Origin of the sequence: Jannaschia seosinensis (assembly GCF_001408515.1) — a bacterium.
In the GTDB taxonomy this organism is placed as follows: Bacteria; Pseudomonadota; Alphaproteobacteria; order Rhodobacterales; family Rhodobacteraceae; genus Jannaschia; species Jannaschia seosinensis.
This window is the reverse complement of the sequence record NZ_CYPR01000214.1, coordinates 1-13526: the sequence shown is the minus strand read 5'-3', so window position 1 is coordinate 13526 and position 13526 is coordinate 1. Positions and strand designations below refer to the sequence as shown.

The following is a 13526-nucleotide window of genomic DNA, read 5'->3' as shown; positions in this document are numbered from 1 at the left end:
CGCAGGCCGCGATCGGCCAGCGAGCGGAGAAAGCCGGTCCAGAACGTCTCGGCCTCGGAAGGGCCGGTGGCCACGCCCGGCACCTCACGTTTGCCGTCCTCGTTCACCGCATTGGCCACTATCGCGGCGCGGCTGACAATGCGCCCGCCGTCACGCACCTTCAGGTACGTGGCATCGAGCCAAAGGTAGGGCCACTCGCCCTCCAGCGGCCGCGACAGGAACGCGTTCACCCGCTCATCGATCTNACCGCAGAGCCGGCTGACCTGGCTCTTCGACATGCCGCCAGCGCCCATGGCCTTCACCAGGTCGTCCACCGAGCGCGTCGAGATGCCTTGCACGTAAGCCTCCTGGATCACAGCCACGAGTGCTTTTTCGGCTGTCCGACGCGGTTCAAGAAAGCTCGGCAAGTAGCTTCCCTTCCTCAGCTTCGGGATCTCCAGCGATATCCGTCCGGCGCGGGTGTCCCAGTCCCGCTCGCGGTATCCATTTCGCTGAACCTCACGCGACGGCGAACGCACGCCCTTTGCTACGCCAGTTCTGGTCTCAATCTCCGCTTCCATGATCCGCCTGGCCGCGAAAGCCAGCATCTCGCGCACGAGATCGCCATCGGCCTCCTTTTCAACCAGCTCAAGCAGCGCCATTCTGTCGTCGGTCATCGTCGTCTCCGTTCTTGGTTTCGAGTCTCGCAACCCGAACCTTCTCGAAGATCGACGGTGACCACCAGCGTCACACCCGGCCGCGCGCTACGCTACGCCAAGGGCTTCGCCCGCGGCCTCCTACACCAACCGCTGGGACACTATCTGAAAAAGGGGGCACCGAGACGGGCAAGCCCCTTACCAGATGTGTTGATGATTGTGCGCCGCTGTCGCGGCGCGCTTTCTTCTTAATTACCGAAGAGATCTCGCTCGTATACCCGACCTTTCGCTAAACCCAACTTCATTGCAGGCGTCATCTTTGTCTGGCGGGTCCCCATCCAATTGTGGTGGAATCGATAGATCTCGATGATCTTGATCAGCATTTCCGGCTTGTAGAGGAAATGCCGATCCCAAGTGCGACCATTGTTGCTCGGAGTCGATACCGGCCGGGACGCTGGTCGAATATTGCTGCGAATTTTGTGGAAGTAGCTGTCGACGCTGCGAAGGGTCGCAAGTCGCATCAGCCTTGCGTATCGCTCGGTTGTCAGTTCGGGCCGGTCAGTCTTGAGATCGACGACCCGGGAGGGCTCTGACTTCGTGTGGTAAGGCCAAGCGAACGGCGCGCCGAGCCGGTGTCCGGCGAGCCTCTTGACGATCTCCCGGTCGATCTCCTCGTTGAAGACCTTTTCCGGAAGGCAGTCGATCTGGTGGGCCGTCAGACCGAGATCGGTGCGAAGTTCGCGACGCCCTTGGACCCATAGCGTCTCGCGGACATCGTTCACCTGATATTTGTCGAAGGCAACGGTTGCGACATCGACACGGCCGGTCTGAACCTCTGGAGCGAAGGCGGCCAGAAAGGCCTTGCTGAGGCCTGCATCGCCGTCTTGAACGAAGTAGAAACGGCAATCCGACCCCGAGACCATTCGTCGTAGCATCAGGGCGTGTGCATACTGCTGGATATCGTGGCGCACGAGGCCGCCCTCGTGTGGGAGTTGAAGGCCCAGATCGACATCGGGCGCAATCTCCGGGTCCAAGACCACTTTCGCAGTGATGTCGTCGAGGTATTTCTTGAACTCAGCTGCGGTCCACAGCCGTCCGTGTCGCCGGAAGCATCGCGCTTTCGTGGAATCTCCGTTGATCGCCATGTCGACCTCGATCTGCTCCATATCGCCAGCCGGATCGAACTGGAGGTGACCCAAGACGATGTATCCCGAGTTCGCGTGTGCCGTGCACAGGTGTTGCACCGCCACCGAAGCCCGCTTCTTGCGATTGGGCCAGTTGAGCGTCAGGGTCTGACTATCGGTGGCGAACCGGCGGCCGTATCGCTCCCAGTCGGTGCCTTGCAGATCAACCTCACGGCGCGCAGTAAAGTCGCGAATGCGATCATAGATGAAGTCCAGCTTCCGGTAGACATCGCGCGGTGCGAGGTCGACAATCTCCGAGATTTTCGACAGCGAGTTGCCGTGAACGAGAAGCTTCAGGACCTGTCCGTTCTTTGACTGTCGGCGGTGGTTCCTGGCCGGGTTCCCGACCGTGAATGTGGACCGACATCGTTTGCAGGAGTAGCGCTGATGTCCCGCCGAGGTTCGTCCGGTTTTCCAGTAAAGTTGCGGACAATCATCGACGGACCTACCGTAGAATAGGCATTCCGCTTTCCTGCAAGATTTCCCCACTCCGCTTGGGCGTTGCAAACGCCGCAGGCGGGTGTATTCTTCAACGATAGCGCGGTTGTTCTTGAGAACGGACTCCACCCCGCAATAACCGCAGGTGAAGGCCTTCTTATCGCCTATGCCCCCTACGGTGCCGCGAGGAAAGTTGGCGTTTGGCGGCGAAATACCGAGGCCGCGCCCGTCGCGTGGGTCCGGGTGAAGACCAAATTGGGCGCATTGCGCGTTCCGGCAAAAGTTTACATCCACCCCGAAAAACGGGAGTGGAATACGCCGCTTCACGGCTGTCGCGGATTTTTGCGGAACATACTGCACCTGACATCTCCATCGTAAGATTGCGTCAAGCCAGTTCTTTAAGGAGAAGGTTGGCCAAAGTCTGGCCAACCGAAGTATTTTTCTTCAACACATCTGGTAAGGGGCTTGGCGGTTACCCGCACGCCCCCATTGTAAACCCCTTGAAGTCAATCCTTGCGGAGGTTGATCGCAGGATTCAGCGAGAAGAAATTGTTCGGAATGATGTGAACCGTCTTCCAGTCAGTCGACATCACCGGCCAGTCTTCCAGCCGCGGGATATGGTGGAACCCGGCGGTGAACCACGTCACCACGTCTTCGCCGGCAAGCGGCTTGTCCTCCTGAACCCACTGGGCCAGCGTATCCGATCCGTCGCTTTGCAAGGCGAACTTGCCGCCAGCATAGCGCTGATCGGGATCGTGGACGGTGTTCCAGACCGAATATTCGATATAGGCGTTACGCTTCATCGGAGGATCGTTCTCGAAGTCGAAGGGTCCGTAAGCGATGTTGCCGTGATGGATCATGTACGAGGGATTGTGCCCGAGCGGGCCTTTCCGGTCGCGGTTGTAGAGCGTGAAGTATCGCGGCGACATCGCGCTGATCCTGTAGCGCGCTTTGAGCTCGGAATCCGGCACGTTCTCCTCGACCGTCCACATGGATCTGCGCGGGCTGTCCTCAGGCAGGTCGGCCGGCACGATATCGAGCGTGGCAAATTCGTTCACCGGCTGGTCGACATCGAAGTCCAGACGGAAGTTGAAGTAATGGTCGTGGTTCGACGCCACGAGGTTAGGTGCGATCAGCGTACCCCACTTCGTGTCCTCCTCTGCCGTTTCGTCGTCGAGATGGGTTGTGGTCACGCCCTTCACCGCATCCAGGCCAGTGGCCCCGATCATGATCTTGATCTCGCCGTTCTGCTTGAAGCGGTAGTCGATCAGGTAGTCGTAGTTCCCGACCTCGGACGCGGTCCGGTAGACGAGTTCGGTGGCCGGGCGTCCCTCCGCAGGCACGAATTCCTCGGGTGTCTGCGCGAATACCTCGAAGTGGCGCCACGCCGGATCGCCGATGTTTCTTTCGAAAATGCAGATCGCATCGGGGATCTCGAGCGGATTACCGGCATCGTCGGCAATTAGCGCAGGCAGGTAGGTGGCGTAAGCCGGACAATCCACACCGGGCGTCAGCGGCGTCAGGAACAGACCGAAGCCGTACTCTCCGCTGTCCATGTAGGTACGCCAATACATCCCGGACGTCGGATCCATGTAGGGCACGAACACCTCGGAAAGATGCGCCTGATAGAGAACCGAACGCCATTCGTCGCCGTCCTGCACCTCGATCTGCGAAAGCACCGGACCGGGGCGCTTGTCGATCCGATGGCGGAAGCGCCAGATGTCCCACTCGACCTGACTACCATCGATGGAGTAGTTCGGCTCCCCCTCCTGATCGACCTTTGCCGGGTTCGTCACTGGGCGAAGCTCCATGCGCTCGGCGACCTCTTCCTCGCCATAACCCCAAGGGTCCTCGGGGATGGGGACATTGCCCTCGTCCACGATGCGCAGGGCCTCGCCGGTGTTCAGGTCCACCACGGCAAAGAGGTTCTCGATCGGCTTGGCATAGAAATTCGTGCCGGTCGGTTTGACGTAGCAGGGCACCTTCATCAGGCGGTTGCCCTCCTCCTCGCCGGTGAAGAAGTTACCGGCCGTGAGCGGCAGGCAAAAGGCCTCCTCCGGCGTCAGCCCCCGCGCCTCAAGCCCCGCGACCATCTCGGGATGCGCCAGCGCGGCCTCCATCGCCGAAATGAACTCCTGGAACAGGATCATCGGCTGCCCCGAAACCGGGGCCATGTTCTCGACCTCCCGATCGGTGATGTTGACGATGGCCTCGACAAAGCCCTTACCGTCGGGGGCCGTCATATGGACCGCGGCACGGCGGTCGAGGTCGTCCCCCTGCTCCCATGCCAAAACGTCGGCTTTGGGTGGTTCGACGAGTTCGATCAGCGGATAGAGCGTCTCGTCGGAGGCGATGCCTGCCTGGCGCAGGATCTGATTGATTTGCCCGTATTCATCGGGCGAGAGCCCGTCGAGCGGATGCGCGGAGGCGCCGTTTGCAGCGACGACGATCGCGGCGGCGCTCCCCGCCAAAAGTGATCTGAGTTTCATGTCTTCTCCCTTATGTTCCGGTTCAGCTGAACAGCACCTGGATGTCCGTGTATTCAGCCAATCCCTCTTCCCCGAACTCGACGCCGAAGCCGGAGGACTTCACCCCGCCAAAAGGTGCGTTCGGTTGAATCATCCCGTGTTTGTTGATCCAGACGGAGCCACATTCCAGCCGCTTCGCCACGTCGCGCGCCGCCTCGACATCGCTTGACCAGACCGAGCCGCCCAGTCCGTTGGGGCTGTCGTTCGCCTGCGCGATTGCATCCTCGATATCGCTGTACTTGATGATCGGCAGTGCGGGACCGAACTGCTCCTCGTCGACCAGCGGGTCGCCGTTCTTGAGCCCGGCGATGAGCGTCGGCGGAAAGAAAAGCCCCTCGCCCGGCTCGCCGCCCAGCAGCACCTCACCGCGTTCCTTGGCATCTGCGACCAAGCGCGAAAGCTTGTCGAACTGCATCCGGTTCTGGACCGGGCCGAGCACCGACTTTTCATCCAGCCCGTCGCCCACGGGAACGCCACGCGTGAATTCGACCAGCGCGTCGCACACCGCGTCGTAGATGCTCTCATGCACATAGAGCCGCTTCATCGCGGCGCAGGTCTGCCCGTTATTGATAAACCCACCCCAGAAGAGCCCCTCGGCAATCTGCTTGGGATCGGCATCCGGCAGCACGATTCCCGCATCGTTTCCGCCGAGTTCAAGCGTCAGCCGCTTCATCGTCTCGGCGGCCGAACGCATGACCTTCTGACCCGTCGCGCAGGAGCCGGTGAAGACGATCTTGCGAATATCGGAATGCGCCGACATGAGCGCCCCGAGATTGTCCTCCCGGTCGTCGCCGGTCACCACATTGACCACGCCCGCCGGCAGCACCTCGTTCATGATCTGAATCAACCGCAGAGTGGATAGCGGCGTCAGCGGCGAAGGCTTGATCACAACCGTATTCCCCGTGCGCAGAGCCGGCAGGATGTGCCAGACCGCGATCAGCAGGGGAAAATTCCAAGGTGTGATCGAGCCGACCACACCTAGCGGCTTTCGATGAAGCTCGACCCGCCCTTCGTTGTTGTCCTGCAGCACCTTCATCGGCAGAGACAGCCCAGCGGTATAGCTTGCCCAAGCGCCGGCCCCGCCCGTTTCCCAGCGCGAGCCCAGGCCATTAAGCGGCTTCCCCTGCTCTGCGGTGATGACCTCGGCCAGTTCCGCTGCGTTCTCGCCGATCTTCGCGGCAACCTCTTCGCAAGCGGCCTGAAGCTCCGCATCGGACTTCTGCGACCACGTCGCGAAGGCGCGCTTTGCCGCCGCTACGGCCGCATTAAGTTCGGCCGCCCCTGCATTCGGCGCCCGACCCGCCGGCTTCAGAGTTGAAGGATTGATGACATCAAATGTGTCATCGGCGGTCGCGGGCCGCCCATCAATCGTCATGTCGAAATTCAGCATTCGGCTCCTCCCAAAGCGCCGGTCGCACAGAGGTGCGGACCGCCGAGGAACCCTACCGGGCCAGATGCCCCCGGTCTTGGCCCGGAGCGCCAAAATCAGTGGTTCAGGACGACACCGCTCCACGGGCAGCGCCGGGGGAATGGCCGAAACGCGTACGGAAGGCGCGGTAGAAATAGGACAAGTCGCTGAACCCGGCTTCATATGCGATCTGCGCCAGGCTATCGTCACGTGCACCGGATCCCGATGCCCTCAGCCGGGCGCGGGCGTTGTCGAGACGGATCGAGAGCAGACGCTCCCTCACCGTCTCCCCCATCGCAGCGAAATGTCTCTGCAAGGTGCGTGGCGACACCGCCAGCTCCTCTGCAAGCTCGGCCGTGCCGAATGCTGGCTCATGGCTACGCCGTTCCATAACCGCCAAGGCACGCGACAGGACCGCCTCGGCCTTCCGCTCCGCGGCGCCGGTCTGATGCTCAAGGCAGCGCAGGTAGGCACCGAGCAAGCTGAGCAGGGCCTCCGCGAGATGCGGCGCAACGGCGCAGTCTTCCGTGAACAGTTTTGCAAGAACCGCCCGCATCGCAAGAAACAGCGGGTCGTTCCGGCTGATCTCGATCCCGCCAGCGCAAACCGGGCCAAACCGATGCAGCATCTCTTCGCGCGGCAAGTGGATCGAGATCTGGCGCGATCGTCTGCCGTCATAAACGAAGTCCGAAGGCTGCGATGAGTCGACGAGATACATATCGCCCGGCTCAAGGACATGCGCCTGACCACCTTGGTGGATCCGACACATGCCCGCGTCCTGGACCAACAAGAACAAATGATCCCCCGGGTCCGACCGAAGCATCTGCCGATCCCGGACAACATTCTGCGCGTCGAGGGAGACGATAGCGGCCTCAAAACGCGAGACCTGCCGACACGAAGCGCTTCCGAGGATTAGCCCACCATCGCGTCCCCCCGGCTCCACGCCGAATTGCCCGCAGATCGCCCGCAGGTCCTGCGTGAAAACTTCGCTCGGATACGAGCACCAATCGGCCTCATGCGGGACCAGCAGCGAACCAACTTGCGAGCGGACATCCATATTCATGCTTCCGCCCCTGTCGCCACCAGTCTTTTCCATATCACCAGAAAACAGATGAGAGCGGCTTACGTCGAGTACAAACCGGCGCAATGAGCCACGCAAGAGGTTAGCCCTCTGCGAGGCGCGGCGCTGATGGCCTCAAAACTGCCAGTGAGAAAAGTGCGTGCTTCTGCGGATGTGCTCGAACTGCCAAAAGCCGACCTTGGCACGGGGTGAGGACTCTCTCCAAGCCGCGCGAGAACCGCGACAAAGGGCGCGCTAGATGGTCAGGACAGCCCTCGGACACGGCAGACGCGAAGGAATCGCTCCACCTCAACGAGCGGCGACATCTCGCCGCCAACGCAGTGAGTACCGGCACGTTCCGACCCGTCGTCCCGGTTAACGAACGCCCGCTTCACTCTTCGCAGCTGAGCGGATCCGCGGCTTCAAGTTGCCGACGGTTCTCATCGCATTGCGCGTTCTGCCGCGCCGGTCGCTCGATCAGATGGAAGCGCGTGCTGTCGCCGGGGGCGAGGTCCCTGTAGTGCCCGCGATAGCTGACGGTGACGGGTGCCGCCGCGGTGGGCTGGGCTGAAATCTCGACGCTGTTGCGGTCGGTCACGATCTCGAGGTCCTGACCCCGGAACTGAATTCGCAGCCGCACCTCATCCAATCCCTCGGGCAGCAAGGGATTGACGAGGAGGATGCCGCTCTTGACGTCCAGTCCCGTCAGACACCGCTGGAAGATATCCACGGTGCCCGCCATGGCGCCCAAGTGGATGCCCTCCTGCGTGGTGCCGCCTTGGATATCGGCAATGTCAGCGTCAAGCGCACTTCCGAGCAACTTCCATGACATCGGCCGGATCGACCGGATCAGCACCCACGAATGCACCACATGGCTCAACGTCGAGCCATGCGACGTTCGTGCAAGATAATAATCAATGTTCTTCGTGATCATGTCCGGCTGAAAATCGTAGCCGAGCCGCTCGAAGAGCAGGGCCAGCTCCTCGGTCGAGAAGAGGTAGAAGAGCATCAGCACATCGGCCTGCTTCGATGCTTTGTAGTCGTTGACGCTCTTGCCCTCGGCGCCAAGGATGCGGTCGAGGCGCTGGATATCGCCGTACTTCTCGCGATATCCATCCCAGTCGAATTCCTTGAGCTTTTCGTAGCCTTCGAACTGCGAGATGATAGCGTCGTCGTGGAAAGGGACATAAAGAGAGCGGCTGATCCTGTCCCAGCGGGCGCGCTCCGCCCCATCGATCCCGAGACGCGTGCAAAGCCGGTGGCGTGCGCGTTGCGGCAGGATTTCCAGCACGTCGGCGGCATGCCGCAGGACGAAGCAAGCCATGACGTTGGTATAGGCGTTGTTGTCGATCCCGCGCTCCTCCTCGGGGGGGAGGCCGGGATAGCCGGTCTGAAATTCGTCAGGGCCCATGACCTCACGGATACCAAAGCGGCCGTCGGGACGCTCTTCGGCAATCGACGCCCAGAACCGCGCGATTTCAAGATACATCTCCGCGCCGTAGTCGCGCATAAATTCTCGATCCCCCGTCACCTCGTAGTAGCGCCAGACGTTATAGGCGATCGCGGCGTTGACGTGGCGCTGGCGGTGGCTGTTGTCCGGCACCCAGTCGCCGGATTTCGGATTCAGGTGGAGCACCTGCGTCTCTTCCCGGCCGTCACTGCCGCTTTGCCACGGGAAAAGAGCGCCCTCAAAGCCGCTTTCGCGCGCGATCTTGCGCGCCGCACCGAGCCGGCGAAAGCGATATTTCAGGAGCGCGCGCGTCACGACCGGCCGGCGGAAGTTCAGCAGGGGCAGGATGAAGAGTTCGTCCCAGAAGATATGGCCGCGATAGGCTTCACCATGCCAGCCGCGCGCCGGCACGCCGATATCGCTGTCGATCGCGTTCTCGCAGACCGACTGAAGCAGGTGAAACACATGCAGCCTCAGCTTCATTTCGACATGGTCGAGATCGCGAAGCCGCGTCACCATGTCGAAATCATCCCACAATTCCTGCCAGGCTTCGGCATGTGCCCCATGCAGCTCCTCGAAGCGCGGGGCATCCGCGACAGCCTCGCATGCGGCAATTGCGGGTGCGGCAATGGCGTCATCACGCGAGGTAAACACCGCGGCAATCTTTTCGACGGAGACCGTCTCTCCCTCGCCGAGATCCAGCGCGAGATCCTGTTCGACCCAGCCTTCACGCTCCTCGGTGCGCCGCACCGCATCCACTTCGATGCCATTGCGGTAGATGCGCGTGCGCGCCGCCTCGGCGATCTCAATACGTGATGCGTTGGTGCGCACGCGCAGGAGGATGACGTCGTCCTGCGGCGCTTCGGTGCCCAGAGGCTCAAGATGACAGCTGGCGAGGTCGCGGTAGCGGGCGACGTTATTGTTGATCACCGTCCCGTCGAGGGCCGAGCGGACCTCGACCCGCCCCGCCCAATCCTCGGCCGTGATCTCCAGCGCGACCGCCGCGAGGTGCTTGTCGCTCATACTGACGAACCGGCGCTCATGCCACCGGATTGTCCGACCCTCACCGTCGCGCAGGCGCAAGCGGCGCGTCAGGGTCCCGTCACGGAGGCACAGCTCCTGCGCGTAATCGATGAGTTCCAGGTCGTCGAACCGCACCCACTCGCCGCCATTGATCCGCAAGGTCAGCACGAGCCAATTGGGTAAATTGACGAGATCCTCGTTTTCGATCTCGCGCCCTTTGATCGTACTGGTGCGCCGATTGTAGAGGCCGGCGACATAGCTGCCGGGGTAATGCTGGTCGTCGTCCGCGCAATCGGGCGCCGCCCCGCGGGTACAGAGGTAACCGTTGCCGAGCGTGCAGAGCGCCTCGCGCACCCCTTCCCGCTCAGGGTCATATCGGTCGTAGGTGAGGGTCCAGTCGTTCATTGCGTCACCTCCTCGGAGATCGCCTCCGTCAGCCACGAAAGAAGGCGCTCCACATCATAAATGCCGTCGAGGGCATACCGCGCAGACGTGCGGCGATCTTCTCCGTCGCGAACGACGATGCCGAGGCCGCAATCGCTCAGCGAGCGGAAAGCATCCTCATCGGTCGTGTCGTCGCCGATGTAGATCGGCAGCACGTCGTCGCCATCGAAATCGAGCTTCTTCAAAAGGGAGAGGACAGCGTAGCCCTTGTGCCAGTCGACGCGCGGCTTGATGTCGAAGACCTTCTTGCCGCCGGAGGCCCGCACATCCTCATGCTCGGCGACCGTCTCCCGCACAATTCGTGCAACCGCCGCTTCATCGCCTTCCGCGACGCGTCGGAAGTGAACGGCGAGCGAGAAGCGTTTGCGCTCCACCCGGGCACCGTCGATTGACGCCAACCGCGCCTCAAGTTTCTCGGCGACGGCTTCGAGCGTGGGCAGGAACTTCTTTCCCTTCTCGACGACCTCGTGCCAGCCACCCGGTCCGGCAAGATCGAAGCCGTGGCTTCCAGCGTAGTAAAGCGTATCGTCCTGCAAGAACCCCTTCACGTCGCGCAAATCCCGGCCGCTGACAATCGCGACCGGGATGAGAGCAGCCAATCCCGAGAGCGCCGCGCGCATGCTGTCGCTCAGGGTTGCGGCGGCGGGGTCTTCCACAATCGGGGTCAGCGTGCCGTCATAGTCGAGGAAGACGGCGAGCTTTTTGCCCTTCATGCGCCTGAGGATCGCATCGCGGGCCTCCTCGACATGCGGGGTGGATCGCAGACTGCGGGCCACGAGGCGGCGGTCTTCGCCGACAGCGAGTTCGGCCAGATCGGCCACAACGAAGTCCGCTCCCGCCTCCATCAGTGCATCGCCGTCTCCATCGCGGTCTACACCTACGACTTGTGCAAACCCGCCAGCCACGCCAGCCTCCACCCCGGAAATCGCGTCCTCCACGACCGCGGCCCGAGTCGGAACTGTTCCCAATTGATCAGCTGTGCGGAGCATGATCGCAGGATCGGGTTTACCGGGAAGACCCGCGCTGGCCATGTCTTGCCCATCGACCTTGGCCTCAAACCGATCCAGAACGCCCGCCGCGTCGAGCACGTAGCGCGCATTGCGGCTCGAAGAGAAGACCGCAGCACATATGCCAGCTGCGTCCAGTTCAGACATGAAGGCGCGGCTGCCCGGAAATGCACGGACGCTATTTTCCGCAAGCCACTTCCGGAAATACTCGTTCTTGCGGTTGCCGAGCCCGCATATCGTCTCCGCTTCGGGCTCATCATCCAGCTCCCCAAGGGGCAGGTCGATCCCGCGTGAGGCGAGGAAAGCCTGCACTCCGTCGTAGCGAGGCTTGCCGTTAACGTAACGTCGATAATCTTCAGCCGAGAAAGGCTCGGTCTGGCCGCCTCGCATCCGAAGATATGCGTCGAACAGCTGCTTCCAGACGGCCATATGTACCGCGGCCGTGTCGGTGATGACGCCATCCGTGTCGAAAAGCACGGCCTCTATCTGCGTCGCGCTATCCGGATCGTTTTTGGGCAGCGCCATCGGTCTTTCTCCTCGGATGATCAGGTCTGAGACGACCTCACATTACACACCACGGCATCAACTGCGACTCTTCGCTTCGGGCTTCAGCGACCTCACATTTTTTCCGTACGCAGTTCGTTTCCCTTGCCCTGGCTGCGACACCGACGGGGAGCCCTGTGCCTCTCCCTGTTCGGCGCGATACCGGCCGCTACAGCTAGCTCCTGCAGAACTGAATACGGCGCCAGCACGCGGTCGCTCCCCCGGAAAGAGGTTGTCTCGGGCGCCCGAAGGGACCCTGCACGATGTCGACGCTACAAAATGGCTGTCTGATCCCTATGCGAGACGCGACAGCCACTCCTTTCTCCGCGCTTCAGAGAACGGGGGATTGTCTTTCAACGTGGCCACGTCGGGGAGCCTATTGCATAGATTGGCTGATGCCCCAACTTGCCTCTTGCCTAGACGGTGTTGACAAAACCCTTTACCTGACGGTTTTGATGAGGATCGTGCTGCCGGACTACGGTCAGGCGGGTGATGTGATGGCACGCGGACTGATGTCGGATGCGGAATGGCTGTTCTTCGAGCCGTCCATCCAGAGGGTGCGAGCTCGCAACGGGCGGCATGGAAGCGATCACCGGCGGGTGCTCGTCGGGGTGTTCTGGATCGCGCGGACGGGCTCGCCCTGACGCGACCTGCCCGAGGAGTTCGGAAAATGGTCGCGTGTCTACCGCCAGTTCCGCCGTCGGACGCTCGCGGGGCTGTGGGGGACGATCCTGGAAGCCCTGAACGAGGGCGCGGCCGAGCGCAATCACCCGCCCGACCGCTTGCAGAGGATCGACAGCACGGTGATCCGTGCGCATCAGCATGCAGCCGGCGCAAAAGGGGGACTCCGCGATAGGGTATTGGCCGCTCAAGAGGTGGCCAGACGACCAAGATCCACCTCCGCACGAACGGCTGGAGCCTGCCGATGCGCACCGATGTGACGCCGGGCCAGACCTCGGACGACAGAGGTGAGAACGGCGGTGCAAAAGTCTGCCACGGTAGCGGCGGGATGAGCCTGCTGCGGGCGGCGTAAAAGTCGTCCACCTTTACCCTCTCTGGCGGCAGGGAGGGCGGGAGGATTTTCACCGTGGACTTGTATCGTAAGGTGCGATTGGCCTGTGCGGAGGGCATGAGCCAGCGGGCGGCGGCGCATCACTTCGGGATTTCGCGCGACAGCGTTCAGAAGATGTTGGCGTTCTCGATTCCTCCAGGATACCGGCGAACGGCGCCCGTGAAGCGGCCGAAGCTGGACGGGTTCACCGGGATCATCGACGGCTGGCTGGATGGCGATCGCGAGGTCCATCGCAAGCAGCGGCACACGGCGAAGCGGTTGTTCGAACGGCTCCGCGATGAGCATGGTTTCACCGGCGGCTATACGATCGTGAAGGACTACATGCGGGAGCGCGAGCGGCGCGGCCGAGAGATGTTCGTGCCGCTGGCGCATCCGCCCGGTCATGCCCAGGCCGACTTTGGCGAGGCGGTGGTCATCATCGACGGCGTCGAGCAGAAGGCGCATTTCTTCGTCATGGACCTGCCGCACAGCGATGCCTGCTTTGTGCGCGCTTATCCCGCGGCGACAGCGGAAGCCTGGATTGATGGCCACGTCCACGCCTTCGCGTTCTTTGGCAAGGTGCCCGCATCGGTCCTCTACGACAACGACCGCTGTCTGGTTGCGAAGATCCTGCCGGACGGGACGCGTCAGCGGGCCACGCTCTTCAGCGGGTTCCTGTCGCATTACCTGTTCCGCGACCGCTACGGGCGGCCCGGAAAGGGCAACGACAAGGGCAACGCGGAAGGGCTGGTCGG

At 62.1% G+C, this 13526-nt stretch carries 8 protein-coding genes and 1 pseudogene; 2 read left to right on the top strand and 7 right to left on the bottom strand.

The window, feature by feature from the left end; all coding sequences use genetic code 11:
* The 7 genes from JSE7799_RS16260 to otsB form a co-directional block, all read right to left on the bottom strand.
* Positions 1–656 (bottom strand): IS256 family transposase (locus JSE7799_RS16260; protein WP_186201984.1); only part of this gene is annotated, 656 nt, incomplete at its 3' end.
* Positions 657–883: 227 nt separating this feature from the next.
* Positions 884–2617: an IS1 family transposase gene (locus tag JSE7799_RS16255; RefSeq protein ID WP_144431769.1), complete on the bottom strand. Its 1734-nt coding sequence runs from the start codon at positions 2615–2617 to the stop codon at positions 884–886.
* Positions 2618–2763: 146 nt separating this feature from the next.
* Positions 2764–4746 (bottom strand): copper amine oxidase, encoded by a 1983-nt coding sequence (locus tag JSE7799_RS16250; protein ID WP_055664545.1) that lies wholly within the window; start codon positions 4744–4746, stop codon positions 2764–2766.
* A 22-nt stretch (positions 4747–4768) separates the two neighbouring features.
* Positions 4769–6175 (bottom strand): aldehyde dehydrogenase family protein, encoded by a 1407-nt coding sequence (locus JSE7799_RS16245; protein WP_055664544.1) that lies wholly within the window; start codon positions 6173–6175, stop codon positions 4769–4771.
* Between the two features lie 103 nt (positions 6176–6278).
* The gene (locus tag JSE7799_RS16240; RefSeq protein WP_222101794.1) at positions 6279–7352 is read right to left on the bottom strand and encodes a helix-turn-helix domain-containing protein; all 1074 of its coding nucleotides are present in this window, start codon (positions 7350–7352) and stop codon (positions 6279–6281) included.
* A gap of 292 nt (positions 7353–7644) precedes the next feature.
* Positions 7645–10131, bottom strand: coding sequence for a glycoside hydrolase family 65 protein (locus JSE7799_RS20690; protein ID WP_055664543.1), 2487 nt, complete (start codon positions 10129–10131; stop codon positions 7645–7647).
* The gene (otsB, locus tag JSE7799_RS20685) at positions 10128–11702 is read right to left on the bottom strand and encodes a trehalose-phosphatase (RefSeq protein ID WP_055664542.1); all 1575 of its coding nucleotides are present in this window, start codon (positions 11700–11702) and stop codon (positions 10128–10130) included. Before otsB ends, JSE7799_RS20690 begins: the two co-directional genes overlap by 4 nt.
* A gap of 515 nt (positions 11703–12217) precedes the next feature.
* Between otsB and JSE7799_RS16225 the strand changes: the two are divergent.
* Together JSE7799_RS16225 and istA are read left to right on the top strand one after the other, a co-directional pair.
* Positions 12218–12690, top strand: a pseudogene (locus tag JSE7799_RS16225) (IS5 family transposase); the annotation flags it as partial.
* A gap of 117 nt (positions 12691–12807) precedes the next feature.
* Positions 12808–13526 (top strand): IS21 family transposase (istA, locus tag JSE7799_RS16220; RefSeq protein WP_144431768.1); only part of this gene is annotated, 719 nt, incomplete at its 3' end.